The 24,556-nt window shown below is 54.1% G+C and carries 25 protein-coding genes; 9 read left to right on the top strand and 16 right to left on the bottom strand.

The annotated features are described in order from the left end of the window. Nucleotides 1–32: 32 nt before the first annotated feature. The 5 genes from KUE00_RS19270 to KUE00_RS19250 form a co-directional block, all read right to left on the bottom strand. Nucleotides 33–1,166 carry a glycosyltransferase family 4 protein gene (locus KUE00_RS19270; RefSeq protein ID WP_246761626.1) on the bottom strand — a complete coding sequence of 378 codons (1,134 nt, stop codon included), beginning with the start codon at nt 1,164–1,166 and terminating at the stop codon, nt 33–35. After that, nucleotides 1,159–2,238, bottom strand: coding sequence for a putative lipopolysaccharide heptosyltransferase III (gene rfaQ, locus KUE00_RS19265; RefSeq protein WP_246761624.1), 1,080 nt, complete (start codon nt 2,236–2,238; stop codon nt 1,159–1,161). Before rfaQ ends, KUE00_RS19270 begins: the two co-directional genes overlap by 8 nt. Before the next feature lie 76 nt (nt 2,239–2,314). Further along, nucleotides 2,315–3,316: a glycosyltransferase gene (locus KUE00_RS19260; protein WP_281434684.1), complete on the bottom strand. Its 1,002-nt coding sequence runs from the start codon at nt 3,314–3,316 to the stop codon at nt 2,315–2,317. A gap of 2 nt (nt 3,317–3,318) precedes the next feature. Further along, entirely contained in the window at nt 3,319–4,419 is a 1,101-nt protein-coding gene (locus KUE00_RS19255) for a glycosyltransferase family 9 protein (protein WP_246761717.1), read from the bottom strand. A gap of 200 nt (nt 4,420–4,619) precedes the next feature. After that, a complete protein-coding gene (locus KUE00_RS19250) occupies nt 4,620–5,723 on the bottom strand; it encodes a glycosyltransferase (protein WP_246761622.1) in 1,104 nt (367 codons plus the stop codon). 296 nt (nt 5,724–6,019) lie between these two features. Between KUE00_RS19250 and KUE00_RS19245 the strand changes: the two genes are divergently transcribed. Continuing rightward, on the top strand, nt 6,020–6,982 hold the full coding sequence (locus tag KUE00_RS19245) for a polysaccharide deacetylase family protein (RefSeq protein ID WP_246761620.1): 963 nt from the start codon (nt 6,020–6,022) through the stop codon (nt 6,980–6,982). Between the two features lie 99 nt (nt 6,983–7,081). Here the strand turns inward: KUE00_RS19245 and KUE00_RS19240 are convergent, their stop codons facing one another. From KUE00_RS19240 to envC, 8 genes are all read right to left on the bottom strand, one after another. After that, a complete protein-coding gene (locus KUE00_RS19240) occupies nt 7,082–7,999 on the bottom strand; it encodes a glycosyltransferase family 2 protein (protein WP_246761617.1) in 918 nt (305 codons plus the stop codon). Next, the gene (gene rfaC, locus KUE00_RS19235; RefSeq protein WP_246761615.1) at nt 7,996–8,982 is read right to left on the bottom strand and encodes a lipopolysaccharide heptosyltransferase RfaC; all 987 of its coding nucleotides are present in this window, start codon (nt 8,980–8,982) and stop codon (nt 7,996–7,998) included. The genes KUE00_RS19240 and rfaC overlap by 4 nt, the downstream gene beginning before the upstream one ends. Continuing rightward, the gene (rfaF, locus tag KUE00_RS19230; protein WP_246761613.1) at nt 8,970–10,031 is read right to left on the bottom strand and encodes an ADP-heptose--LPS heptosyltransferase RfaF; all 1,062 of its coding nucleotides are present in this window, start codon (nt 10,029–10,031) and stop codon (nt 8,970–8,972) included. Before rfaF ends, rfaC begins: the two co-directional genes overlap by 13 nt. Nucleotides 10,032–10,045: 14 nt before the next feature. Beyond that, a complete protein-coding gene (gene rfaD / locus KUE00_RS19225; RefSeq protein WP_246761611.1) occupies nt 10,046–10,975 on the bottom strand; it encodes an ADP-glyceromanno-heptose 6-epimerase in 930 nt (309 codons plus the stop codon). A gap of 131 nt (nt 10,976–11,106) precedes the next feature. Beyond that, nucleotides 11,107–12,012, bottom strand: a complete 906-nt coding sequence (locus tag KUE00_RS19220) for a hypothetical protein (RefSeq protein ID WP_246761609.1) — start codon at nt 12,010–12,012, stop codon at nt 11,107–11,109. After that, the gene (locus KUE00_RS19215) at nt 12,005–13,237 is read right to left on the bottom strand and encodes a glycosyltransferase (RefSeq protein ID WP_246761607.1); all 1,233 of its coding nucleotides are present in this window, start codon (nt 13,235–13,237) and stop codon (nt 12,005–12,007) included. The genes KUE00_RS19220 and KUE00_RS19215 overlap by 8 nt, the downstream gene beginning before the upstream one ends. Before the next feature lie 42 nt (nt 13,238–13,279). After that, complete coding sequence (locus tag KUE00_RS19210; RefSeq protein ID WP_246761605.1) at nt 13,280–14,212, bottom strand: divergent polysaccharide deacetylase family protein; 933 nt, start codon at nt 14,210–14,212, stop codon at nt 13,280–13,282. Between the two features lie 3 nt (nt 14,213–14,215). Beyond that, nucleotides 14,216–15,520 carry a murein hydrolase activator EnvC gene (gene envC / locus KUE00_RS19205; RefSeq protein ID WP_246761603.1) on the bottom strand — a complete coding sequence of 435 codons (1,305 nt, stop codon included), beginning with the start codon at nt 15,518–15,520 and terminating at the stop codon, nt 14,216–14,218. Nucleotides 15,521–15,847: 327 nt separating this feature from the next. Between envC and KUE00_RS19200 the strand changes: the two genes are divergently transcribed. The 5 genes from KUE00_RS19200 to cysE are packed head-to-tail and all read left to right on the top strand — an operon-like array spanning nt 15,848 to nt 18,946. Then, nucleotides 15,848–16,279, top strand: coding sequence for a rhodanese-like domain-containing protein (locus KUE00_RS19200; protein ID WP_246761602.1), 432 nt, complete (start codon nt 15,848–15,850; stop codon nt 16,277–16,279). Nucleotides 16,280–16,295: 16 nt separating this feature from the next. Next, entirely contained in the window at nt 16,296–16,547 is a 252-nt protein-coding gene (grxC, locus tag KUE00_RS19195; RefSeq protein WP_246761601.1) for a glutaredoxin 3, read from the top strand. Nucleotides 16,548–16,597: 50 nt separating this feature from the next. Further along, on the top strand, nt 16,598–17,062 hold the full coding sequence (secB, locus tag KUE00_RS19190; RefSeq protein ID WP_246761600.1) for a protein-export chaperone SecB: 465 nt from the start codon (nt 16,598–16,600) through the stop codon (nt 17,060–17,062). After that, complete coding sequence (gene gpsA, locus KUE00_RS19185) at nt 17,062–18,072, top strand: NAD(P)H-dependent glycerol-3-phosphate dehydrogenase (protein WP_246761598.1); 1,011 nt, start codon at nt 17,062–17,064, stop codon at nt 18,070–18,072. The genes secB and gpsA overlap by 1 nt, the downstream gene beginning before the upstream one ends. A gap of 52 nt (nt 18,073–18,124) precedes the next feature. After that, nucleotides 18,125–18,946, top strand: coding sequence for a serine O-acetyltransferase (cysE, locus tag KUE00_RS19180; RefSeq protein WP_246761596.1), 822 nt, complete (start codon nt 18,125–18,127; stop codon nt 18,944–18,946). Nucleotides 18,947–18,973: 27 nt separating this feature from the next. On the opposite strand, the gene trmL is transcribed toward cysE, so the two are convergent. The 3 genes from trmL to cpxR all read right to left on the bottom strand — a co-directional run bounded on the left by trmL (nt 18,974) and on the right by cpxR (nt 21,638). After that, a complete protein-coding gene (trmL, locus tag KUE00_RS19175) occupies nt 18,974–19,447 on the bottom strand; it encodes a tRNA (uridine(34)/cytosine(34)/5-carboxymethylaminomethyluridine(34)-2'-O)-methyltransferase TrmL (RefSeq protein ID WP_246761594.1) in 474 nt (157 codons plus the stop codon). Nucleotides 19,448–19,566: 119 nt separating this feature from the next. Next, nucleotides 19,567–20,943 (bottom strand): envelope stress sensor histidine kinase CpxA, encoded by a 1,377-nt coding sequence (gene cpxA, locus KUE00_RS19170; RefSeq protein WP_246761592.1) that lies wholly within the window; start codon nt 20,941–20,943, stop codon nt 19,567–19,569. Continuing rightward, complete coding sequence (gene cpxR / locus KUE00_RS19165; protein ID WP_246761591.1) at nt 20,940–21,638, bottom strand: envelope stress response regulator transcription factor CpxR; 699 nt, start codon at nt 21,636–21,638, stop codon at nt 20,940–20,942. The genes cpxA and cpxR overlap by 4 nt, the downstream gene beginning before the upstream one ends. 152 nt (nt 21,639–21,790) lie before the next feature. Here cpxR and cpxP point away from each other — a divergent pair, with 152 nt between their 5' ends. From cpxP to pfkA, 3 genes are all read left to right on the top strand, one after another. After that, nucleotides 21,791–22,297 carry a cell-envelope stress modulator CpxP gene (gene cpxP, locus KUE00_RS19160; RefSeq protein ID WP_246761588.1) on the top strand — a complete coding sequence of 169 codons (507 nt, stop codon included), beginning with the start codon at nt 21,791–21,793 and terminating at the stop codon, nt 22,295–22,297. Between the two features lie 118 nt (nt 22,298–22,415). Beyond that, on the top strand, nt 22,416–23,312 hold the full coding sequence (fieF, locus tag KUE00_RS19155; protein ID WP_246761587.1) for a CDF family cation-efflux transporter FieF: 897 nt from the start codon (nt 22,416–22,418) through the stop codon (nt 23,310–23,312). 206 nt (nt 23,313–23,518) lie between these two features. Beyond that, on the top strand, nt 23,519–24,481 hold the full coding sequence (gene pfkA, locus KUE00_RS19150) for a 6-phosphofructokinase (protein WP_246761585.1): 963 nt from the start codon (nt 23,519–23,521) through the stop codon (nt 24,479–24,481). Nucleotides 24,482–24,556: the final 75 nt, after the last annotated feature.

The raw sequence follows: 24,556 nt of genomic DNA, 5'->3' as shown, positions 1-24,556 counted from the left end.
GCAGATAAGTCGCGCGTGCTCACATCTTCTTCTCAGGCCTGCTGCAACACTTGTTGATATAGCGCATGAAGCTGGCCTGCCAGCCGCTGCGGTGAGCAAGGCAGAACGCGCTCGCGGGCCGCATCGCCCATACGACTGTCGAGCGTTCTGACTGTGATAGCGTTAGCGGCGGCGGTCAGTGCCGTAACGTCCAGCGCATCACACACGTAGCCCTGCTCGCCATCAACGATAAATTCCGCTCCGCCGCAGGTAAAACTGGTAATAACCGGCAGCCCACACGCCATCGCTTCCAGAATGACGTTTGGAAAAGGATCGTAGAGCGTCGGCAGCATCAGTGCGTCAGCCGCGTGATAGTAAGGAGTAACGTTGTGCTGAACGCCGACAAAATGCACGCGGTTTTCGCATCCCAGCTGGCGAGCCAGGTTTACATACCGGGACTGCTGCTTGTCCTGACCAACAACCAGTAAATGCGCATCGGTAGCGGCCAGCGCCGTTACGGAGGCTTTTAAGCCTTTGCGTTCAAAACCGGAACCGACGTAGATAAAAACTTTGGCGTCAGCGGGTAAGTTTAATGCCGTACGCGACTGCTGGCGCTCTTCCAGCGTGGCGGGCCTGAAGCGCTGGGCATCAATAGCGTTGTAGATAACCGCGAACTTTTCTTCCGGCACCTGAAAGCAGCGCATGATGTCGTTCTTTACCATCAGCGAGTTACAGATGATTTTCTTCAGCGCTGGCGAGCGAAACATCTTTTCTTCTGCCGCCATGACGTAGCGATGATAGGGACTCAGGCTGGTTAGCAGCCGCTGCGCCGGGGAAACAACGCGCGCTCTTTGCTCCAGCCAGACGCGATGCACGCCGTCACCGGCGCGAAAAATATCGCAGCCCGCTATGCGCTCATGGCTTTGCACGATATCGAATTTTTCCCGCTGCCAGCATTCACGGGCGGCCACGGCGAAACCACGCTCGCGTGAAATCCTTCCCCATTTTTTAGGGTTGCAGATATGCAGGTGCCAGTCCGGCTTTGGCTCGCCCTGCCAGCTGCGGGTGATGATATTTAACTCCAGGCTATCGTCGTCCAGCGCTTCAAGCGCCCGCGAGATAAAGCGTTCAGCGCCGCCGTCCGGCCGATATTTCTGCCGCACTATGGCCAGCCGTATTTTATTCATCCAGATAACTCCTTGCGGCTTTTACTACGTCATCCAGCGGGATCGCTGAAAGATAGCGCGTCTCCGTGCCGGTATTAATGCTGTCCGGTGACGGCAGCGGCGCGTAGTCTCCTGCCCAGATCACCCGGTTATTTTCTCCCCATGGTCGCCATTGCGTCAGCTTGGTCGGGCCGAAAAGGGCGATACAGGACGTATTTAACGCGGCGGCCATATGCATTGGCGCAGAATCGACGCCGATAAAAAGGCGAGCATGATCGATTAACGAAGCCAGCTGCGGCAGCGTTAGCTTACCAGCCAGCGAAACGGCTTTATTGGGACAGAGCGTAAGAATATGTTCAATCATCGCCAGCTCTTTCTTATCGGGCGCGGCGGTTAACACTATGTCTGTTTCGCCAGAAGCCAGTGCGCTCACCAGGCCGGCGACCTTTTCATCTTCCCAGCACTTAAACAACCAGCGCGAAGTTGGCTGAATAACGATATAGGGCCGCGTAACCTGGTTTTGGGTCAGCACTGCCTGCGTATGTTGCCAGTCGCTGTCGCTGTAATACATCGCGGCCGAAAAACCGCTGGAAGCAATCCCCAGCGGCTGTAGCGCAGACAGGTTCTGTTCGACCGTATGTAGCTGGCTATGGTTGCTGGTGGAAACCAGATGGGTATGTGCTTTACGCCAGAAGAGGCTGCGGCGCTTGTTGTAAGCGAAACCAATTCTGACCCGCGCGCCGGATAAGCCAGTAATGATCGCGCTGCGCCACTGATCGGCCAGATTAATCACCAGATCGTAGCGCTGACGGCGAATCGTGCCGAGTAGCGCCGCTTCATGCCGGATATGCGCCAGCGCCCCTTCCTGTTTCCATTTGCGATCGATAAAGTGCAGCTGGCGAATATGCGGATGCGCCTGCAGCATCGGCAGCGTCTCTTTATAGAGCAGCACGTCAATACTGGCCTGCGGATAACGCTGGCGAAGCGCTTCAATAACCGGCGTGGTCAGCAGCATATCGCCATGATGGCGCAGCTTGATCAGCAAAATTTTCTGCGGCGCAAAGCTGGCGGGAATCGACTGGAGAGTAGCCATACTTATGGGATCTCAACATAAAGTGAACCGATTGTAAGAAAAAGTCCGACTGCGGAAAAGCCGGGATGCTTCAGCATCAGCGCTGACGCCAGCGGTAAATCCGGCTCAGCCAGAGCAGCAGCTGATACCACTGTTTAATGCCGCGGGCATTACGCATCATTCGCCCTGGCGTTTTGCTGGCGAACAGATCCGCTATCATTGCCTGTTGCGCCGCCGCGTCCGGTTCACGACGCAGGGCATGGCAAACGGTCAACGCCTCTTTCGTTACCTGGCGATACACGGCCGGGCCGATTTTCACCTTATGGCGATAGCGCAGGTTAATTTCATCCAGCATGCGGGCAATTTTCAAATAGTGGCGCTGGTACTCGACGTTGGCCATCCCGCTACGTTTGCGGTTGCTGATAGACTGGTCGTGAACGTAATAGCGATACATCACCTCGCTGGTATAGCGCACGCGACGCGCGTTCAGCATCAGTTCGGTGGTCCACGGGATATCCTGATGATGCAGCCCGGGCTCAAACAGCAGGTTCAGCTCTTCGATAAGCGAGCGGCGATAAATGCCCAGCCAGACCACGTGCAGATAGCGGTTGGTGGAAAGCGCCTGTTGCAGCCAGTTGGCGCCGCTCAGCACGGCAGTGGATTGCAATCGGTCTTCAGGGATCAGCGTTTTTGCATGGCCAGACCCCCAGAATACGCGCTCTGCATTACACTGCGCCACGTCCAGATCGTCCTGTTCGGCCATTGCCGTCAGCTTGCTGTACATCTCTGGTGACAGCGTGTCGTCGGCGTCCGGAAAGGTGACGTATTTACCGCGTGCGATTGCCAGTCCGGCATTGCGCGCGCGCGATACGCCGCCGTTTGCCTGATCGATAACGTGTACATGCTCATACTCGCTGGCGTAGCGGTGTGCCAGCTGTGCCGATTCATCCGTTGAGCCATCATTAACAATGATGATTTCCATTGATTGCAGCGTTTGCGCCAGCGCGGAGTCAATGAAAGCCTGGAAACTGCTTCCGGCGTTGTACATCGGGACAATAGCGCTCAGCAAAAGGGCCGGGTGTTTTTCTTGCGGCTTCATACTCAGGAGTCGGTCTTCTTTTCTTGTAATGGCGGCTTGCGCGCGCAAATAAAATCGTAAATATCATTGAGCTTACGGTCGTCAAGCTCATAAAGCTGTTCAACGGGATGGTTGAATTTATACAGCGCATGAAAAACGAACGAGGAAGGCGCGATATGATTAGGCCCAATCAGCAGCACGTCGCCCAGCGGACGCTGCTCTTCGACACAGCAGGGGCCATAAATCAAAACAACCGGCACGTTTTGCGAATCGGCAATGTAGATATTGCCGGAATCGGACGCCACGTAAAAATCCATCTGGCTGATGGCGTAAGGCAGGCCCTCCAGCGAAACTTTACCGATCATATTGACGATGTTATCGCTTTCACCCGTCACCTTATTGAGTTCATGCAGGCGCGTAAGTTCATTTGGTGCGCCAAAAACATAAAACAGGCAGGGCAGCGAGCTCAGGCGGTCAAACAGGGCTTTCCAGATGGTGGGCGGAATAGTTTTTGCCTGGTTACCGGCAGAAATGCTGATGCCGATTTTGATTTTGTCCGTTCTGAAAACTTCTTCGGGCGTATTAGCGGGTTTCAGGAGCGGCAGCGTCGCGTGTTTGGGATAGCTTTCTTTCGTTAACGAGCGGTCTGCCAGCTTGAGGTAATTTTCCAGCGTCAGTGAATACTGGTCGTGTTCGACCACGCCGGTTGCGGTCAGATAAAAAATGCCCTGATACCATTTGCGGCGGTACATCGACAGAAACTGTTTGTTGCTGGCATTACAACAGGCGGCGTAGAACAGATTGGTATTGTTGGGATGCAGAAGATAAACGTTTTCATAGCGGTTCATGAGCTTAAACGCGAGCTTAAGCTTGCTGAAGGTGTTGTTTTTATGTTCTTCGATATAAAAAATTTCTGCCAGCGTCTGGTCGTGCTGCGCCAGCGGCGCAACGGTACGGCTCAGCAGCGCATCGCTACGTTCAAGATGGGTAAGTAACGGAGTGATATTAATGAAATCACCAATTTTTGCCGTCTGGATAACCAGGTTACGGGCCTGCTTTTTATGGTTTAGCTTCATTAACAGCTTGAACGGCAGCAAAAGCAAAAACAACAGCACGTAATTCACGCTCGATTCTCCCTGAGCCGTGCCCGGTTTGCTGCCCACAGGCTTTTTACCGTGCTCTGATATCCGTTCCCGGTTATGAGCATTACCATACTAAAAACCTTAAGTGAAAATAGGCGCTGGTCGGTCTGGCCGACGAGAGCGCTGAAATGAATGTCTGAGGCTTTCAGACACCGCCAGTTCATAAATGTTGCCGGGCCAGGTTAATCCTTCGTTAACGCGAGATATTGCTGGCAGATCGCTTCAATACTATAGGCATCAAGATTTAGCCGTGAAACGTCAGGCGGATTCGACCAGATATCCTGCATGGTGCGCGCCAGCGAGTCCACATCCAAATCTGCCAGCCCGCGCGCCAGTTCGCCGGTCAAAATAGAAATTGGCCCACCAGGGCAGCGCGTGCTGACCACCGGCACTTTGCAGATTAACGCTTCCACTAACACGTTACCAAATCCTTCGCTGTCCGAGCTGACCACCAGCATTTTTGCGTGACGGATCCACGGATAAGGATTGCTGAGGAAACCTTTAAAAATCACGCGATCCTGAATGCCCAGCTCGACGGCCAGCTTCTTTATCCGTCCGGTCGCTTCCTCATTTCCCTGACCAATCAAGACCAGCGGCGCGCCGATCCCCGTTTGCGCATAGGCTTTAAGCAGTCGATCGTGTCGTTTAGTCTGATGAAAGCGGCCAACATGGATTAAATAAGGTTTTCCTGCCATGTCACAAGGTTGCAGTGAAGCCTCAAGAACAGTATCAAAATCAAAAGGATTAAAAATTATCCGCTCGTGCTGCGGCTGAACGGCAAAAGCGCGTTTCAGATCGCTCACTACGTATTGAGAAACGCCAATGATGTTGCGGTTCTGATAAATACGGCGCGTTTTTAACTTTTTCTGCCACAGGGAAAAACCCTGACGGTGCGCCAGATAGGAAGCAGAGAAAACGCCGTGCAGGCAGAACCAGGTTTTGTCTTTGGCCAGATGTTGGCAGCGGCTGACGATACGGTCGGTTTTATGCAGGTGAGAAACGACCAGGTCAAAAGGGCCGCCTTCTTTTTCTGCCTGCATGATGGCCTGGTCCAGCTTTGCTGCACGGCGGCTTAACTCGGTAAGCTTACGCCAGGGAAAAGAGCAGCGGTCCCTGATGACTTGATAGTCCAGACCGGCAGGAATGGCATAATCACAAACGCTGCGAAGCGAAAAAAGCGACACCCGGTGACCGCGCTCTATTAATCCTTTGGAAAGCGTTAGCACAACTTTCTCTGCGCCCCCACCGGGCAGACCGTCAATGATCATTAATACGCGCTTGGACAATTTTTTACCCTTAGCAGAGAAAGCCTATGATATGGACGACTTCCCTGCCGTTCATCATACGAAGATAAACCATCTTTTTTAACGTTCTACAGCATTCCTTTATTGAAGCTCGTTGATTTCATCCTGGCAATGTTGTGATTTTGTAAGGTGAACCGCCTTATTTGTGTATCTTAGAAAAATAAGAAAGATAGCGCTACAGCGAATACCTTTTAGCGACGTATTTCTGCAAATACTTTTGCGTCTGTTGAGGCCGCTGATAACATACCGGCAGGTTTAAAACGGAGTACCGCATCAACATGAAAACCCCTGCATTTCTTATCACCATCGACACAGAGGGTGACAATCTCTGGCGTAACCGCTCCGGCCATATTACGACCAAAAATGCCGGCTATCTCTCTCGTTTTCAGGAACTGTGCGAGAAATATACTTTTAAACCTACCTGGCTGACAAACTACGAGATGGCTATCGATCCGATCTATATCGATTTTGCTCGTGATGTTATTGCCCGTGGTCAGGGTGAGGTAGGCATGCATCTCCATGCCTGGAACAGCCCGCCAGCGTATGAGCTTACGGATAACGACTGGCAGCACCAGCCTTATCTGATTGAGTATCCGCATGAAGAAATGCGTAAAAAAGTCAGCTTCATGACGGAACTGCTGGAAAAAACCTTTAGCACCAAAATGCTCAGCCACCGCGCTGGTCGCTGGGCCTTTGACGAATATTATGCTCAGCTACTGATTGAGCACGGCTATCAGGTTGACTGTTCGGTAACGCCCGGCGTTAACTGGCAGTTTTCGCCAGGCGCGCCGCAGGGTAAAGGCGGCAGCAACTATACGCACTTTCCGCGTTCAGCCTATTACCTGGATGCGAATGACATTTCTCGTCCCGGTAAATCTTCGCTGCTCGAAGTGCCCATGAGCATCCATTATAAGCATTCCGGTTTGATGAACGCCGTTAAACAGGGATACGACCGCCTGCGCGGTAAGCGCCGCAGCCCTTCCGTGCACTGGCTGCGTCCTACGGGCGGCAATGTTGAGCAGATGACTGGCGTGGCGCAAAAAACGCTGGCTGGCGGCGCAGATTACGTAGAGTTTATGCTGCACTCCAGCGAGTTTATGCCCGATGGTAGCCCAACCTTTAAAACCGCCGCGGATATCGACAGGCTTTATGACGATCTGGAGCAGCTTTTTATCTGGCTGCAAAGCCGCACGCAGGGGATGACGCTGGCGGAGTATGCTGCGGCTAAAGCGGCTGGCTGAAATCGTTGTCCGGGATGCTGTTGAAACAGATGATTAAAGTCGTTGCCTGATGCCGCTGACAAAGCGGCTGAAAGGCTCGTCTCCGTCAGGGAGAAGCCTTTACAGGCCCCGCTTGCGGACGGCCAGCATCTTTCTTTTATAACTCAGCCTGATTTTGCCGTTCAGCAAGAACTTGCCGATGCCGACGCGTGCAATACGCGCTTTGACCTGGTTTCCCTGCGTCGTGCCGCGCAGTTCGTTGTGATAACGATTAGCGATATCCAGCCAGTGACAGGTGATCAAATGCTCATAACGTTCTGGCAGCACTTCATCCATATGCTGCGTTGCCGCAATCAGACAGGCAATTTTATGCTCATCAATGGCAGATGACAGGCTTTGGGCATGTTTGCGGTAAAGATAAAACCCTGCTGAAGTAAAAAGCGTTTTTTTACTCTTTATCAGCAGCTGCGGAAACAGCCAGGTATCTTCGTAACAAATAAAATCAGGAAAAGCATGCTGTTGCAGCAGCTCGCGCGAGAAAAACTGGCCGATAAAATGCGCCTGGTAATCCCGGTGGATCAGAAAACGTTCGACGGCACTGTGCGTCGTCAGCGTCTCCGGCTCTGTAGGTTGCCACTCTACCGTTGACGGCGTCTGCCGCACCTCAATGATTTTGCTCAGTAAAATATCCGGCGATGTCTGCCGCAGCGTCTCAAGCCTGTGCTCCAGCGCGCCCGGCAGCAGCGTATCGTCGCCGTCGACCATCAGAATATAGTCGCCGCGAGCAAGCTGGACGGCGTGATTACGTACCTTACCGACGTTACGATACTCTGTACGGCTGCTGCGAAGCTGCGGCAAACGTTCTGCGTAGCTATCGATAACGGTCTGCGTGGCGTCCGTCGAGGCATCGTTAACTACGATAATTTCCGCCTGGTCAGCCGCTGCGCCGAGCGAGGCGAGAATGCTTTCCAGCGTGTCGGCCAGCGAATCGCCACAGTTATGCGCGGCAATCAAAATACTTAACGGCAGCGTTTTCACGAGCTTTCGCCAGCGTGGCTAAGCAGAGGTATCAGCTGAGCCATCACGTCTTCGGCACTGATATCCGCCATGCTGTTGCCCTGAGCGGGCCGCAGCACGAACTGATTCTTGCCGTAGCCGCCAATCAGGCCCGGATCGGTTGGGCCATACAGCGTAATATTGGGGCGATCCAGTGCCGCCGTCAGATGGCTTAAGCCCGTATCGACGGATACCACGGCCGCCGCATTCGCTAAGGTTTGCGCCACCTGTTCCAGCGTGAGCTTCGGCAGTACTTCTACATAATCGAAGCCGGCCGCCAGGCGCTGCGCGCGCTGATGCTCATGCTCGGCTCCCCAGGGAAGCTTAATCTGTAGGCCGCTGTCGCTTAACAGGCCAATAAGCTGACGCCATTGCGCTTCCGGCCAGTGTTTTTCGTCGCGCGTAGTGGCATGCAAAAACACCAGGTAGCGGCCTGCGTCTGGTAAACGTTCAGCGGTAAAATGTTTGGCAATCGCGTAATCACCGGTAGTTTCCGGCAGCGGATAGCCCAGGCTTTTGGCAAACAGCTCGCGAGTTCGCTGTACGGCATGCTGCTGCTTGCTGATTTCATGGCGTTGGTCGTACCACCAGCTGGCAAACGGCTCGCGCGCGCTACGACTATCCTGGCCATGTTTAACACCTTTAGCGATACGAGTGACCAGCGCGGCGCTTTTAATCAGGCCCTGCGCGTCAATCACTACGTCGTACTGACGCGACTGTACTTCGCGCTTGAAGAGAAAACGCTCTTCACGCACCTGGCTGCCAAACCAGTGCTTGCGCCAGCGACGAATAGCCACGGGGATCACGCGATCGACGGCCGGATGCCAGGCAGGAATCTGCGCAAAACCTTCTTCCACTACCCAGTCAAAACGAATGCCGGGAATAGCCTGCATCGCGTCTGTTAAAGCAGGCAGCGTATGCAGAACGTCGCCCATTGAGGATGTTTTTACAATCAGGACGTGCATGCGTTCTCCTGATTTTTTTCCAGCAGCGTGGCCAGCTCTTGCAGCACGCGCTCCGGTTTTATATCGATCAGGCTTTGATGATAGCCTTCTTCAGCATCGCCTTTGCGCACCTTGTGATAGCCACTGATTAGCCTGATTACGCATGCTTTATGCGACAGCGGTGGCGTGAAGTCCGGGCTGCTTGGCCCATAAAGCGCTACCAGAGGGCGGTCCAGCGCGGCGGCGATATGCATCAGGCCAGAATCGTTGCTGATCACGGCACGACAGTGCGCCAGCAGACAGACAGCCTGTTCCAGCTGGGTTTCACCTGCCAGATTACGGCAGTATTGCCGGGAGTTTTCCTGCAGGCTTTGCAGGATCTGCTCGCCGGTTTCTTTGTCTTTAGCCGAGCCAAACAGCGCGATCTGGTAGCCTTTATCGATCAGCTTCTGCGCCAGTTCCGCGTAGTGATAGTGCGGCCAGCGCTTGGCTGGACCAAACTCTGCGCCGGGACAAAAGCCGATGGCGGGTCTTTCTGCGGTCAGCCCAAAAGCGGCCGCCGTTTCCTGTTTTTCCTGCTCGCTGACCATCAGTTTTGGCCACAGCAGCGGCTGCGGCAGGTCGCTGGCTTTGGCAATCCGGCCTTTGTCATAAGCCAGCGCCACGTAGCGTTCAACCATCAAAGGGAAGGCCGCTTTATCCAGCACTCTGACGTCGTTCAGCAAGCCGTAGCGCATCTCGCCGCGCCAGCCGGTACGCGTTTTGATATTGGCGAAAAAGGGCACCAGCGCGGATTTAAAGGAGTTGGGCAGAATGTAAGCGCGGTCGTAACCTTTGCCGCGCAGCGCTTTACCCAGCCGTCGACGCTCGCCAATTTCCAGCGCGCCGTGGCCCAGCGGCATCGCCAGCGCCTCGTTGACTTCAGGCATTCGCGACAGCAGAGGACGGCACCACGCGGGTGCCATGACGTCGATTGTGGCTTCAGGCCAGGTATGTTTCAGCGTGCGATAAAGACTTTGCGACATCATCATATCGCCGACCCAGGAAGGCCCGATCACCAGAATTTTCATTGCCGGATGTCCCGTTAGTTGCGGTTCAGCCAGGCCATATACTCCGCCACGCCTTCCGCCACGGTTTTAAATGGCTTGTCGTAACCCGCTGCGCGCAGCTTCGTCTGATCGGCCAGGGTATAAGCCTGATAGCGTCCTTTCAGCTTTTCCGGGAAAGGAATATATTCAATTTCGCCTTTCTGGTGGAAATTCAGCGCGGCGTCGGCCACTTCCTGGAAAGATTCCGCGCGACCGGTGCCGCAGTTGAAAATGCCGGAAACGTTGTTTTCCCAGAACCACAGATTGACGGCGGCCACGTCTTCCACGTAGATGAAGTCGCGCTTAAAGTTGTCGCTGCCTTCAAACAGCTTTGGATTTTCGCCGTTGTTCAGCTGGGTATTCAAGTGGAAAGCGACGCTTGCCATGCTGCCTTTATGGCCTTCACGCGGGCCATAAACGTTGAAATAGCGGAAGCCGCAGATCTGCGACTGCGCTTCTGGCAGGATCTCGCGCACATAGTGGTCGAACAGCATTTTTGAATAGCCGTAGACGTTCAGCGGCTGCTCATACTGGCGTTCTTCAATAAAGTTTTCGTTGCGACCGCCGTAAGTGGCCGCCGAAGAGGCGTACAGGAACGGGATTTGACGTTCCAGACAGTAGTGCAGCAGCTCTTTAGAGTACTGATAGTTATTATCCATCATGTACTTGCCGTCCCACTCGGTGGTGGACGAGCAGGCACCTTCGTGGAATACCGCTTCCACCTCGCCAAAATCTTCATCGGCAAGAATGGCGATCAGGAAATCTTCTTTATCCATATAATCGGCAATATTCAGATCCGCCAGGTTGGCGAATTTGGTGCCGTCTTTCAGATTGTCGACCACCAGAATATCGGTGTGGCCTTTGTCATTCAGCGCTTTGATAATGTTGCTACCGATAAATCCCGCGCCGCCAGTGACGATAATCATGAGTTTTAACCTTTAAAGAATGTGGGTGAAACGAAACGTTCACGCGCTAATGCCTGACATCATAACATCTCATCCCGCCTCAGACAGCCGGATGACTCCGTAAGAGAAGGTAAATTCCGGCGGCGAGAAGGCTACTTCAGCTTTTCCGCATCGGTCAGATAGCGCACCTTACGAGTATAATCCTGCCCTTTGAACGTCAGCAGCGCGTCGGGCGACTGTAGATATTTCTGCCATTCATCCAGCGGAAAACCGCCGTGTGCGCCGACCACTTCTTTAGGGATCGCCGCCGTCGTTCCGCCGATTTTTTTAGAGACCGGCCAGTTCATCCAGTCGCCCAGATTAACTGTTTTGAGATCCAGCATATCTAACAGCGCGGCCAGCGGGAGCTGATCGGTCGGTGGCTGTGAATCGTCCATCAGTTCCCAGGTATCCTGAAACAGGGTCAGCCACAGTGGGCAAATACGTTTCCAGGTCTGCCGCGTTGCGGCCAGAAAAGCGCCGTTAACGTGATCGACAATAAACGGGCGAACGCTGTGACGGTAATAGGCGGGCCGATTTTGTTCTGGTGCGTTCATCAGTTTGGCAATCATTTTGCCCTGACGGAAACTGGAATAAATGTGGCCGTCCAGCATGTTGATTTCCGGCATCTTAAGCAGATTCAAATCGGAATCGATCATCAAAATCCCTTCCGTTCGCGCCTGTAAAGGAGCCTGAAGCTTAATCAACCGGCTGCGGTAGATCTGCTTATAACGGTAGTTTTCTTCCCGAAAAGGGACGTCCAGCGTAACGACGCGCGTTTTCTCAGGTAGTTCGCCAAACTGTGCAGCTGGCTGGTCGGTAACGATAACAATCTCTTGCGCCGCTGGCGCAAAACGGGAAGCGAACAGCGCGCTCAGCTTAGCTTCTTCTACAAAATCCGCGCCGGTGCAGGGGATGACCACGGAGGTCACGGGGATTTTTCCCTGCACGTCCTGCTGGTAAGCAATATTGTGGCGTGCGCGAACGTGGCGGAACCGAGGATTTAAAAATTCAAACATGCGATGAGTTTCCATAAGCCGCATTTTCTAAAATAGTTTCTACACCAGAGACATAGTGCTCGATAGCATAGTGTTCTTTCACGTGCTGATTTGCCTGCTGCACCAGCTGCTGACGTTTTTGCGCATCCTGCCACAGCGTTTGCATGTGGCCAGCCAGAGCCTGAGTATCACCATAGTCAAACAGCAGACCGGTTTTATTGTGTTCGATTAGCTCTGCCGTTCCGGTCACTTTCGAACCCACCACTGCCGTATTTAGCAGCATGGCTTCCAGCACGACGCGGGGCAGACCTTCGCTCTTCGATGCCAGAATAAAGACATCAAAAGTAGCCAGATATTCCAGGGCATTGCTGCGAAAGCCGGTAAAAATCACGCGTTCTGCAATACCTGCCTGTCTGGCCTGTCGTTCCAGCGCCTCTCGCTGCTGGCCTTCGCCCAGAATGACCATTCGCCAGTTCGCCTGCGGAAAAGCAGCGGCGAATGTTGCCAGCGCCTGCAAGGTATGGTGATTAGATTTGCGGGCAATCAGCGAGCCGATGCTGCCAAAAACGAAGGTGTCGTCCTGAATGTTCAGCAGTTCTTTGCGCATCGCAGCACGCTCAGGTAAAGGCTGATAGATATCGATAGCGTTGAACACGGTAAAGCACTTTTCTGCTTTAACGCCGTGCTTCAGCAAAACATCACGCACTCCGTTGGAAACGGCGATGACGGCATCGGCACGCTGGTTGACCATTGCCACCAGTTCCTTATCCAGCACGGGTTCGATACGGCAGTGCTGGACCACGCTGACGGCAAGCCCGCTGGCGGCCAGATAGCCTTCTGCATTACTGCCCGGCTGGTTGTTCATATACAGCATGTCGCTCTGCTGCTGTGCAAGCAGCTGGCGAATTTTGCGGGCGTTTGGCTGAATGCGCCAGAGCTTGTCGACAAACCGGGCCGCCTTTAACCGCAGGCCGCGATGGAAAAAAACCAGCGAGCGCAGCAGTTCTTTGACTATTTTTGCCCAGCCAGGCTGGCGGCGCTGGGGAATGAACACGATCGGAATCGACAGCGCTGCCAGCACCTGCTCAATGGAATCGCCGCTGCCGCGACGATAGTTATGATAAAAACAGCAGTGAACGGCGAAGCGATCGCGATCGATGCGCTTCAGCAGCTCAAGCATGCTGTTGGTGCCGCCACCCCATTCGTTGCCGGTATCCAGCAACAGGATTTTTTTACGCTGCGTCATGCTGCCTGCAGATCCTTGTGACCGCCGCTGTAAGAGGCGAAATTAGTCTTTCCCCAGCTCAATTTTCAGGCCAGAGAAATAGGTGTGGATATAGCGTACGCCAGCGCTGTCGGCAATGCTTTCCGTTATGGCGTTTATTGCCCGGCTCGCAGGAACAAACTCAGGCTTGCCCGGACAGGTTTTTACGCCTTTAAACGGATTACGCGGCGGCGTCGGTTTGGTTACTGACGGCAGCGGTTGATGGCCTTCGTGCTGCGGCTCGTTCAACAGCTGGCTCGGTCTGACCAGAGTGATATCGGCGGGCAGCGTCGGCAGCATCTGTTGCAGCACCTTCACCGTAGTAGGGTGAGGATGGCCGATAGCGATAGCTGAACCGTCACGCTGAGCCAGCTGGACCGCGCGCTGGAACTGTTTGCGGATATCAGCTTCGTTTTGCGTATCGTCCAGGAAAACGCGCCGCTTGATGACTTTAACGCTGGTGCCGACTGCTGCGCGAGTCGACTGGCTACCGGCAATGGTCATACTGTCGAGAAAGTAAAAATTATAGTGATTCAGGACCTGCATGACTTTCTGCATGCCCGGCAGGCTGGAGGTCATCGCGCTGCCCATGTGGTTATTCAAACCAACGGCATAGGGCACTTTTGCCACGGCTTCCCGAATAATCCGTTCAACCTCTGCGCTGGACATATCCGGACGCAGCGTATTTTTTTCCAGCGGTTGTTTGCTCAGCGGCGCCATCGGCAGGTGGATCAGCACTTCATGGCCGTCCTGATGCGCTTTTGTGGCCATTTCCCGCGCGTGGGTCGCGTCTGGCAATACCGCAACGGAGATCTGCGGCGACATCTGTAGCACCTGGTTTTCCTGAGCCGGACGGTAGCCAAAATCGTCAATAACGATAGCGAGCTTGCCCGCGTGTGCTGAACAGGCTATCAGCAAGCCCGTCAGCGCCGCGCTGATTTTATGAAAAGATGACAAAAGTTATTTTCCCAACCACGGAAGTGGATTAACGGCCTGTCCCTGGCGGCGGATTTCAAAGTAAAGCGACGGTGTGCCCCGGCCGCCGCTGGTACCGACCAGCGCCACAGGCTGGCCCGCTTTAACCTGAGCGCCCACGCTGACCAGCGCGCTCTGGTTATAACCGTACAGGCTCATATCGCCTTTACCGTGTTCGATTACCACTACCAGGCCATAGCCCTGTAGCCAGTCCGCCATCAGGACTCGGCCATCGGCGACGGCTTTTACTTCGCGACCTTCCGGTGCGTTAATCACCAGCCCTTTCCAGCGCAGCTCGCCCTGCAGCTGTTCGCCGAAACGGTGCTCAATCGAACCGTGAACGGGCCACAGCAGCTGGCCAGCCGGTCGTCCAAGACCGCCGGTACGGGCCATTAGCGAGCGTTCGCCTTCGGTGGGTTTATAGGTAGTGCCTTTACTCTTCGCCTGCGCTTCGCGTTGACGTACGCGCTCGGCATCTCTGGCTTCTTTTTCTGCTCTGGCACGCGCTTCCCGCTCTGCTTTGGCGATTTTATCGCGCAGGCGGCTTTCGTTCTCACGCATCTCCTGCAGCTGCGCCTGGTCTTTCTCGAGCGAGGATTCCAGCGTGGTCAGCGTTTGTTTACGGGCAACGCGAGCGCTTTCCAGCTTTTGCTGCTGCGCCTGTTGCTGGGTAAGCATGGCTTTTTGCCTGGCCTGCTTATCCACCAGCGAAGCCTTTTGCGAGGAGAGATCGCTGCGGGTCTTTTTCAGCTCGTCTATGGAGTGCTGACGGGCGGTATTAAGATAGCCAAAATAGGCCAGAATACGCTCGCTGCGCTGGCTCTCTTCGCTGCTGAGAATAAGCTGTAGGCCGTTGTGCTGACCCTGGCGGAAGGCGGCATCGAGCTGTTCAGCAAGGATTTTTTCCTGCTTCGCCTGCTGGATTTGTAGCTTGCTGATGGAGGCGGTAAGCGCCGCAATCTCACCGTTTAACGAGGTGAGGGCCTGCTGGGTTTCCCGCAGCTGACGGCTGGCCTGAGCAATGATTTTTTCCTGGCTCTGCAGCTGGTCGAGCAGCTTACCGCGCTGCTGCTTCTGCTGCTGAACGCTTTTTTCCTTGGCCGCAATATCCTGTTGCAGGCTGGACAGCGCAGACTTGTTATCGTCCGCGTGGCTTACCGCAGGCAGCAGTAAAAGACCAGCGCAAAACAGGCTGGCAGACAGGGTGAACATGCCCAATCGTGACGGAGTGGCCGGGGCTAATCCGTTAGCGGGGGTTCGGAAATATGAAACTGTCGCTTTTTCCCTCATAGGAGGAGGATTATTCCACGATGAACAGCGGCTTACCAGCGTCCATAGCGGCTTTTGCGTTTCTATCAGTGTCAAAAAGAGGAGTGAAGACAAAGAAAAGTCCTAAGAGAAAACAAAATACTGCTGGTGGCCTGTATAAGAAAACAGCGCTTGAGATTAACGCAATCCTGGCCTGAGCAGACTATTTTGTCCTGACGCAATTTTTTTGGGAAATCTGCCGCAGAAAACGCAACTCTGACCGCATCACGGCTGTACATGAAACGCCTGGCAGGTATACTCAGAAGCCTTGTTTTCGCTTATTAACCCTTTCGGGAGTTGTTACCCCTCATGCAAGATATTATGCAGTTCGCAGGCAACCATACCATTCTCAGTCTGGCATGGGTCGTCCTGCTGGTTTTAGTGATCGTGACCACCGTTAAAGGCATGTTCTCCAAAGTAAAAACGATTAGCCGCGGCGAGGCGACCCGTTTGATCAATAAAGAAGAAGCCGTAGTGGTCGACGTGCGTGGGCGCGATGACTTCCGTAAAGGCCATATTTCTAACGCGATTAACGTGCTGGCTGCCGATATCAAAAAAGGGAGCTTTAGCGAACTGGAAAAATATAAGGCGCAGCCGGTTATCGTGGTGTGCGCTAACGGCGTTTCTGCCGCAGAACCTGCTGCCCAGCTAACCGCAGCCGGCTTTGAACAGGTTTTCATTTTAAAAGATGGTGTATCAGGCTGGAGCGGTGAAAACCTTCCGCTGGTGCGCGGCAAATAATCTCTGGAGGTAAGGTATGGCGAACGTTGAGATCTACACCAAAGCAACCTGTCCTTTTTGCCATCGGGCGAAAGCGCTGCTGAGTCAAAAAGGGGTGAACTATCAGGAAATCGCTATCGACGGCGATGCTGAGAAGCGCGAAGAGATGATCAAACGCAGCGGCCGTACCACCGTTCCGCAAATTTTTATTGATGCACAGCACGTTGGCGGCTGTGACGACCTTTACGCCCTTGATGGCCGCCAGGGCCTCGACCCGCTGTTAAAATAAAACGGGCAAGTGGCGCAATAACGGATTATTAACCCATAGGATTACGTAACATGTCAGAACAAAACAATACCGAGATGTCTTTCCAGATCCAGCGTATCTACACGAAAGATGTCTCTTTTGAAGCGCCAAACGCACCCCAGGTTTTCCAGAAAGAGTGGGAACCAGAAGTGAAGCTGGATCTGGATACGGCATCCTCTCAGCTGGCAGACGATGTGTATGAAGTCGTCCTGCGCGTAACCGTGACCGCGACCGTTGGTGAAGAAACCGCGTTCCTGTGTGAAGTGCAGCAGGCGGGCATCTTCTCCGTGGCCGGTATCGACGGCAACCAGATGGCGCATTGCCTGGGCGCATACTGCCCGAACATTCTGTTCCCTTATGCACGCGAATGCATTACCAGCCTGGTTTCCCGTGGTACTTTCCCGCAGCTTAACCTGGCGCCAGTAAACTTTGACGCGCTGTTTATGAACTACCTCCAGCAGTCAAGCGAAGGCGCCGCACCGCAACAGGATGCCTGATGCCTGCTTCAATGAGCGTTATCGGTGCCGGCTCGTACGGCACCGCTTTAGCTATCACGCTGGCCCGAAACGGTCACGACGTGGTGATGTGGGGCCATAACCCACAGCATCTGGCGCAGCTCCAGGCTGACCGCTGCAATGCGGCTTTCCTGCCCGATGTCCCCTTTCCTGATTCACTGAGCCTTGAAAGCTCGCTGGCTAAGGCCATTGCCGCCAGCCGCGATCTGCTGGTCGTGGTTCCCAGCCACGTATTCGGCGACGTTTTACAGCAGATTAAACCGCATCTGCGTGCGGATTCCCGGATTGTCTGGGCAACAAAAGGCCTGGAAAAAGAAACGGGAAGGCTGTTGCAGGACGTGGCTCGCGAGATTCTGGGCGACAAATTGCCACTGGCGACTATTTCCGGACCGACGTTTGCTAAAGAGCTGGCGGCGGGCATGCCGACGGCGATTGCCCTGGCTGCAACGGATGCCGAATTTGCCGATGATATTCAGCAGCTGCTGCACTGCGGCAAAAGCTTCCGCGTTTATAGCAACTCCGACTTTATCGGCGTGCAGCTTGGCGGCGCGGTAAAAAACGTTATTGCTATCGGTGCCGGTATTTCAGACGGGATTGGTTTTGGCGCGAATGCCAGAACGGCGCTCATCACCCGTGGACTGACGGAAATGACGCGTCTGGGCGTGGCGCTGGGAGCCGACCCCACTACCTTTATGGGAATGGCAGGCCTGGGCGATCTGGTGCTGACCTGTACCGATAACCAGTCGCGCAACCGTCGCTTTGGCATGATGCTGGGGCAGGGCGTCGATGTAGAAACCGCGCAAAAGACCATTGGTCAGGTAGTGGAAGGATTCCGAAATACCAAAGAAGTCAGGGCGCTGGCCGCGCGCTGCGGCGTAGAGATGCCGATAACCGAGCAAATTTATCAGGTATTGTATTGCCAAAAAAACGCGCGGGAGGCAGCATTAAGCCTGCTCGGGCGCGCAAGGAAAGACGAAAACAGCACCAGCTGAGACAGGGAAGCGCCGCGCTGTAGCATTCTTTTATTTGATGGGGAGTAAAGTAATGCCGTGTGTAGATCCTGAACTGGTCTGGGATTATATCAAAGAGGAAGCGCGTGCGCTGGCGGAGTGCGAACCGATGCTGGCCAGTTTTTATCATGCCACGCTATTGAAGCATGACGATCTGGGCAGCGCGCTGAGCTATATGCTGGCCAACAAGCTGGCGAATCCCATTATGCCTGCCATCGCCATCCGCGAAATTGTTCAGGAAGCCTACAAGCAGGATGCGAGCATGATCCAGTCCGCCGCCTGTGATATCCAGGCCGTGCGCCAGCGCGATCCGGCCATTGATAAATATTCCACGCCGCTGCTCTACCTGAAAGGTTTTCACGCCTTACAGGCTTACCGTATCGGGCACTGGCTATGGAAGGAAGGCCGCCGCGCGCTGGCCGTTTATCTGCAAAACGAGGTCTCTGTTTCTTTTGCCGTCGATATTCATCCGGCAGCGACAATTGGCCGCGGCATTATGCTTGACCATGCTACGGGCATCGTGGTGGGCGAAACGGCGGTTATTGAAGATGACGTCTCTATTTTGCAGTCGGTAACGCTGGGCGGTACAGGGAAAACCAGCGGCGATCGCCATCCTAAAATTCGTGAAGGCGTAATGATCGGCGCGGGCGCAAAGGTCCTGGGCAATATCGAAGTAGGGCGCGGCGCGAAAATTGGCGCGGGTTCCGTGGTGCTGCAGCCCGTCCCGCCGCACACTACCGCTGCGGGCGTGCCGGCGCGCATCGTTGGTAAACCCAGCAGCGATAAACCCTCAATGGAAATGGATCAGCATTTCAACGGTATGGTGCCGGGCTTTGAGTTTGGCGACGGTATCTGACTGTCTCGCAGGCCAGCATCACGCCTGTCACTTCTTAAGCAGCGCGCCCGCATAGTCGAGCTGGCGCCACGCTTCATAAACCACCACGGAAACGGCATTTGACAGGTTCATGCTGCGGCTGTCCGGCTGCATAGGGATGCGAATTTTCTGCTGCGGCGGTAGCGCATCCAGAATCGTTGCCGGTAATCCACGGGTTTCAGGTCCAAACAGCAAATAATCGCCAGGCTGATAACTTACCGCGCTATGTGCTGGCGTCCCTTTCGTTGTTAAGGCGAAAAGACGCTGCGGCGCTTCTGCGCTCAGGAAAGCGGCATAGTCGGCGTGACGCTGAATAGCAGTAAATTCATGGTAATCCAGCCCGGCGCGGCGTAAACGCTTGTCGTCCCACGTAAAGCCCAGTGGTTCAATCAAATGCAGGCGGAAGCCGGTATTGGCGCACAGGCGAATGATATTGCCGGTGTTTGGGGGAATTTCAGGTTCAAAAAGTACGATATTCAGCATCGGCTGCGGCCCTCGGTCAGAAGGGCCGCAGCATAGCAAATTATTCGCAATGGATCAGGTATGTTGCCGACATGCGGAGCAGTGGGCAGATAAACGGCTTTCCGTCTGCCCCTGGCGAACTAGTTATTGCTGGTATAAAGCGGTAGCCAGAGCGTCAGCCGCAGGCCACCTAACGGACTATCATCTGCCTTTACCCAGCCGCGATGCTGCTGAATGGCCGTTTCTACAATAGCCAGCCCCAGACCGGTACCACCGGATTCACGATCGCGCGCTTCATCGGTTCGGTAAAATGGCCGGAAAATTTGCTCACGATCTTCAGCGCTAACGCCCGGGCCATCATCATCCACATGGATAGTAATGCCCTGTTTATCTACGGAAAAGCTCACCATGATTTTAGTATGTGAGTAGCGTAGCGCGTTACGAACAATATTTTCCAGGGCGCTATCCAGCGCGCTCGGGTTGCCGTAAAGCGGCCACGGACCCGGTGGATAAGGGACTTCCAGCGTTTTCCCCATTTGTTCTGCTTCAAACCGGGCATCATCCAGTACGCCAGACCACAAATGATTTGCCTTCATCGCCTCGCTGACCAGCGCGTTTTTATGCTGGGTGCGCGAAAGCACCAGCAGATCGTTGATCATGCCGTCCAGCCTTTGCGCTTCCATCTCGATACGCTGAAGTTCCTTGCCTTCACCATGCCGCCGCCGCATTAGCGCGGTAGCCAGCTGTAAGCGCGTTAGCGGCGTACGGAGTTCATGTGAGATATCGGACAGCAGGCGCTGCTGCGCGGTCATCATCCGCTCCAGCGCGCTGACCATCTGATTGAAGCTTGAGCCTGCGGCAAGGAATTCTTGCGGCCCCGCTTCCAGCTCCGGTCGTTGTCGAAGATTGCCTGCCGCGACATCATCGGCAGCATGCTTGAGTTTGCGCGCCGGTTTCGCCAGGCTCCACGCCAGCCACAGCAGCAGCGGCGAGCTAATCAACATCGTCACTATCAGCAGCAGTAGCGGACGATCGAACAGTAGATTGATAAAGTCGAGCTGCGAGCTGCCGGCAGGTCTGATCAGATAGAGCTGGTAGCTGTCTTCACCGTCACGCACGGAAAAGGGCCCAATCATTTCGATCCGGCCATACTTCTTTTTCTGCGGGTGATCGGCGTTGTCCGACTGGCCAATAAAGTTGCGAATGACCTGCATTTCGCTGTGTTGCGCGCCGATAACGCGTCCTTCGCTGGTAACCAGCAGCAGGCGTTGTCCCGGCGGCGCCCACTTATCGATGGCGCGGAACAGCCTGCGCCACCACATTAAATCGTTGGGCGGATCCTGCATCAGTTCCGCTTCCACGTGCTGTTCAATCATGGTGCCCTGCCGCTGCTCATTATCGAGCAGCGGCGTCATCTGACGGGTATCAAGTTTGGGAACCATCAGCACCAGCATCAACACCAGCGCCAGCGTAAGCCAAAAAATAGCGAAGATGCGGGTAGTTAAACTGGAAATCATGTAGCGGAAACCATCAGATAGCCCCGGCCACGCAGCGTTTTAAACCAGGGATGCCCATCCTTGCGATCCGGCAATTTACGGCGCAGGTTGGAAATATGCATATCGATAGCGCGGTCGAACGGCGTTAAGCGTTTGCCCAAAACTTCCTGGCTCAAATGCTCGCGAGAAACAACCTGGCCCAGATGCTGCGCCAGCAGGTAGAGCAGCGTAAATTCAGTCCCCGTTAAATCCAGCGCGATATCGTCAAAGCTGGCTTCCTGACGGCCCGGATTAAGACGCAAATGGTCCACTTCCAGGGTAGGAGAGCTGCTGTCGTGCTGCTGTTGCTGCTCGCTCCAGTTAGAACGGCGCAAAATAGCGCGTATGCGAGCCACCAGCTCACGGTCGTTAAAAGGCTTAGGCAGATAATCGTCAGCGCCCAGCTCAAGCCCCAGTACGCGATCCAGCTCGCTTCCGCGCGCTGTCAGCATAATCACCGGCGTCTGATGCTGCTGACGCAGCTCTTTTAACGTGTCGATACCGTTCTTTTTCGGCATCATAACGTCCAGAAGCAAAAGATCGACAGAGCTGTCCAACACGGCCAGCGCCTGTTCACCGTCGCCAGCAACCAGAACATCAAAGCCTTCCATTTCAAGCAATTCTTTCAATAGCGAAGTCAGTTCGCGATCGTCGTCAACCAACAGGATTTTATTCATTTTTTATCGCCCTCCACAGGCAAAATACCGTGAACGAATGCCCGTAATCCATGACTTTACGTAGTTTTACACCCCCTGACGCATGTTTGCAGCTGCCTCCGTAGACTGGTTTCTGTTGAATCAAAAGATGGAAACCAACCTGGGAGTAAACGATGCGCAAAGTTACCGCCGTCGTTGTGGTTCCGGCACTGATCTTAAGCTTTTCTACCGCCAGAGCCGCCGATGTGACGACTGACGAGATGCATCAAAGCGGGACGGTGCCAGGCAGTATGGCGCAAATTCTGCAAGGTCAGATGTTTGACGGCATCAATCTTACGGAACAGCAACGCCAGCAGATGCGGGATCTGATGCAGCAGACTCGTCATGAAGGTTCGCCCATAAGTATTAGCGATTTAGAGCAGCTGCACACCATGATTATTGCAGATAAATTCGATGCAGCGGGCTATAAAACGCGGGTTGATAAAATTGCTCAGGCTGAAGTGGTAAGACAGGTCGAAATGGCGCAGGTGCGCAACCAGATGTATCACCTGCTAACGCCGGCCCAGCAGACAGTCCTGAACCAGAAATACCAGCAGCGCATGAATGAAATGCGCAGGCTGACTGAAACGCAGCAGGCTTCGTCGCTGCAGGCAGTAAGCAACACCGGCAGTCACCAGTAACAGAATATCCCTTTTTTCCTTGCCATAGACACCATCCCTGTCTTCCCCCTCATGATGAGGGGGCTTTTTTTATCAGAAATTCGGTATACTTAACGCTCTGCCCTGAACGGAGTTTGGTATGGCACAGCATTATGCCCGTCTGGTTAGCTCCGCCGCGCTGGCGGCAACAATTCTGGCTTCACTGCTACTGATAGTGAAAATATTTGCCTGGTGGTATACCGGCTCGGTGAGCCTGCTGGCGGCACTGGTGGATTCACTGGTGGATATCGCCGCTTCTATGACCAATCTCTTTGTCGTACGTTATTCCCTGCAACCCGCTGATGACGAACATACTTTCGGGCATGGCAAAGCCGAATCCCTGGCCGCCCTGGCGCAAAGCATGTTTATTTCAGGTTCCGCACTTTTTCTTTTTCTGACCGGTTTGCAACATCTGACCACACCTGCTGAAATGCGAGCGCCGCTGGTTGGGATTGTAGTGACGCTGATCGCACTTTTTTCAACGCTGCTTCTGGTCGCGTTTCAGCGCTGGGTGGTGCGGAAAACGCATAGCCTGGCGATTCGCGCCGATATGCTGCACTATCAGTCCGACGTTGTGATGAACGGCGCCATTCTGGTCGCGTTAGGACTGAGCTGGTACGGGTTTAAACGTGCGGATGCACTGTTTGCCTTAGGCATCGGCGTCTGGATACTCTACAGCGCATTACGCATGGGCTACGAAGCGGTACAGCTGCTGCTGGACAGGGCATTGCCGGAAGCGGAAAAACAGGGAATCGTAAAAATAGTAACAAACTGGCCAGGCGTTGAAGGCGTGCACGATATTCGTACCCGCCAGTCCGGGCCGACACGCTTTATTCAGCTGCATCTTGAGTTAAAAGACCAGCTCACGCTGTTCCAGGCCCATCGGATTGCGGAAGATGTGGAAAGGGCGTTACTGAAAGCTTTTCCTGGTTCTGATATTACTATCCACCAGGATCCCTGTTCAGTCGTGCCGGAAAAGCCGCTGGATGGGTTATGATCGCCTTATATTTAAAAGAGTTAACTGGAAATTGCCCTGAAGAGTTATTTTGCGTCGAAAAAATAGCAGAATGATCTCTGACCTGAATCAATTCAGCTACAGGGCTTTGATATACTATTGCCAACATTAGCCATAGATCGCTCGCGTACGCCGCTCCCCACGGCGTTCAGACTTTAAAATTTGCATCAACAAGTTCAGAGGTTGTCATGATCAAAAAAATCGGTGTACTGACAAGCGGCGGTGACGCGCCTGGCATGAATGCAGCTATTCGGGGTGTCGTTCGTGCGGCGCTGAGCGAAAATCTTGAAGTTTTTGGCATTTACGATGGTTACCTGGGATTGTATGAAGATCGCATGGCGACGCTGGATCGCTATAGCGTTTCCGACATGATTAACCGCGGCGGCACCTTTCTGGGCTCAGCGCGTTTTCCTGAATTCCGCGAAGAGTCTACGCGCGCCGTAGCCATTGAGAACATGAAAAAGCGCGGTATTGATGCGCTGGTGGTCATTGGCGGTGACGGCTCCTATATGGGTGCCAAACGCCTGACGGAAATGGGCTTTCCCTGCATCGGCCTGCCAGGCACCATTGATAACGACGTAGCCGGTACGGATTACACTATTGGTTATTTCACCGCGCTGGAAACGGTTGTCGAAGCGATTGACCGTTTACGCGACACCTCTTCCTCACATCAGCGTATTTCTATCGTTGAGGTTATGGGCCGTTACTGCGGCGATCTGACGCTGGCTGCGGCCATTGCTGGTGGCTGTGAGTTTATTGTACTGCCGGAGATCCCTTTTACTCGCGAAGAGCTGGTAGAAGAGATTAAAGCAGGGATCGCAAAAGGCAAAAAGCATGCGATTGTGGCCATTACCGAACATATCTGCGATATCGACGAGCTGGCAAAATATATCGAATCCGAAACCAAACGCGAAACCCGCTCGACGGTGCTGGGACATATTCAGCGTGGCGGCGCGCCGGTCGCTTACGATCGTATCCTTGCCTCGCGTATGGGAGCCTACTCAATTGAGCTGCTGCTGCAAGGCTACGGCGGCCGCTGCGTAGGTATCCAGAACGAGAAGATGGTTCATCATGACATTATTGACGCCATTGAAAACATGAAGCGTCCGTTTAAAGGTGACTGGCTGGATACGGCTAAAAGACTGTACTAGAAAGAATCCCACATCCCGAGGCGCTGATTAACAGCGCCTCCCTCCTGATATTCCATTCGGTTATTAAACCTGTTT

The sequence above is a fragment of the Erwinia phyllosphaerae genome (assembly GCF_019132875.1).
In the GTDB taxonomy this organism is placed as follows: Bacteria; Pseudomonadota; Gammaproteobacteria; order Enterobacterales; family Enterobacteriaceae; genus Erwinia; species Erwinia phyllosphaerae.
Note: the sequence above shows the minus strand (reverse complement) of the source record. Positions and strands in the feature narration are given on the sequence as shown.

Coding starts and splice junctions, on each gene's coding strand:
- KUE00_RS19270 (WP_246761626.1), bottom strand. CDS start 1,166: ATGAATAAAATACGGCTGGCCATAGTGCGGCAGAAATATCGGCCGGAC.
- rfaQ (WP_246761624.1), bottom strand. CDS start 2,238: ATGGCTACTCTCCAGTCGATTCCCGCCAGCTTTGCGCCGCAGAAAATT.
- KUE00_RS19260 (WP_281434684.1), bottom strand. CDS start 3,316: ATGAAGCCGCAAGAAAAACACCCGGCCCTTTTGCTGAGCGCTATTGTC.
- KUE00_RS19245 (WP_246761620.1), top strand. CDS start 6,020: ATGAAAACCCCTGCATTTCTTATCACCATCGACACAGAGGGTGACAAT.
- rfaC (WP_246761615.1), bottom strand. CDS start 8,982: ATGCACGTCCTGATTGTAAAAACATCCTCAATGGGCGACGTTCTGCAT.
- rfaF (WP_246761613.1), bottom strand. CDS start 10,031: ATGAAAATTCTGGTGATCGGGCCTTCCTGGGTCGGCGATATGATGATG.
- rfaD (WP_246761611.1), bottom strand. CDS start 10,975: ATGATTATCGTCACTGGCGGCGCGGGATTTATCGGTAGCAACATTATC.
- KUE00_RS19220 (WP_246761609.1), bottom strand. CDS start 12,012: ATGTTTGAATTTTTAAATCCTCGGTTCCGCCACGTTCGCGCACGCCAC.
- KUE00_RS19215 (WP_246761607.1), bottom strand. CDS start 13,237: ATGACGCAGCGTAAAAAAATCCTGTTGCTGGATACCGGCAACGAATGG.
- envC (WP_246761603.1), bottom strand. CDS start 15,520: ATGAGGGAAAAAGCGACAGTTTCATATTTCCGAACCCCCGCTAACGGA.
- KUE00_RS19200 (WP_246761602.1), top strand. CDS start 15,848: ATGCAAGATATTATGCAGTTCGCAGGCAACCATACCATTCTCAGTCTG.
- grxC (WP_246761601.1), top strand. CDS start 16,296: ATGGCGAACGTTGAGATCTACACCAAAGCAACCTGTCCTTTTTGCCAT.
- secB (WP_246761600.1), top strand. CDS start 16,598: ATGTCAGAACAAAACAATACCGAGATGTCTTTCCAGATCCAGCGTATC.
- gpsA (WP_246761598.1), top strand. CDS start 17,062: ATGCCTGCTTCAATGAGCGTTATCGGTGCCGGCTCGTACGGCACCGCT.
- cysE (WP_246761596.1), top strand. CDS start 18,125: ATGCCGTGTGTAGATCCTGAACTGGTCTGGGATTATATCAAAGAGGAA.
- trmL (WP_246761594.1), bottom strand. CDS start 19,447: ATGCTGAATATCGTACTTTTTGAACCTGAAATTCCCCCAAACACCGGC.
- cpxA (WP_246761592.1), bottom strand. CDS start 20,943: ATGATTTCCAGTTTAACTACCCGCATCTTCGCTATTTTTTGGCTTACG.
- cpxR (WP_246761591.1), bottom strand. CDS start 21,638: ATGAATAAAATCCTGTTGGTTGACGACGATCGCGAACTGACTTCGCTA.
- cpxP (WP_246761588.1), top strand. CDS start 21,791: ATGCGCAAAGTTACCGCCGTCGTTGTGGTTCCGGCACTGATCTTAAGC.
- fieF (WP_246761587.1), top strand. CDS start 22,416: ATGGCACAGCATTATGCCCGTCTGGTTAGCTCCGCCGCGCTGGCGGCA.
- pfkA (WP_246761585.1), top strand. CDS start 23,519: ATGATCAAAAAAATCGGTGTACTGACAAGCGGCGGTGACGCGCCTGGC.